This is a genomic window from Bacillus sp. SIMBA_005 (assembly GCF_046535585.1).
Lineage (GTDB): Bacteria > Bacillota > Bacilli > Bacillales > Bacillaceae > Bacillus > Bacillus pumilus.
This window is the reverse complement of sequence record NZ_JAWRWI010000036.1, coordinates 1-523: the sequence shown is the minus strand read 5'-3', so window position 1 is coordinate 523 and position 523 is coordinate 1. Positions and strand designations below refer to the sequence as shown.

At 41.1% G+C, this 523-nt stretch carries 1 pseudogene; it reads left to right on the top strand.

Going from position 1 to position 523, the window contains the following annotated elements:
* Positions 1-523, top strand: a pseudogene (locus tag SB660_RS18925) (hypothetical protein); the annotation flags it as partial.

Sequence of the window (523 nt, the reverse complement as noted above, 5' to 3'; positions counted from 1 at the left end):
TATTGAAAAACAGACTGAAGCTTATTTGAAGATCAAGAAAGATGAAGCGAAAGAACGAGAAATCAAAGAGCTGAAAAAGAAGCTAGCTGACGGAGTGACGGATCCAGATGAATACTTAGACATTGCCAAGAAGGTCGGCTATGAGAACCTTACCCCTGAACAGCTTGAATTTGTTTCATTTCTTGAACAGCGTAAAGCTTTCATGGATAACGGAAAAGAAGTGTTGCAAATCATAGGTGATGGCGCCAAGGGTGCGATTGTTGGTATATACGATCTTGCCAAGGATACCGGTGAAGGAGCCATTCAATTCGGATGGAATATCGGTTGGTCAATTGACAACTTAAACAAGGAGCCTCCAAAAGTGCTGGATACCGTTTTGGAATACGACTATCAAGCTGCCTTTCAAAGTATGGTTGACACATTGAAGGATAATTGGGATAAAAAAATGATTCACGGGGATGCATATACACGGATGCACTATGTTACTTATTTGGGCGGAAGTCTTCTGTTATTGAAAGGTGGA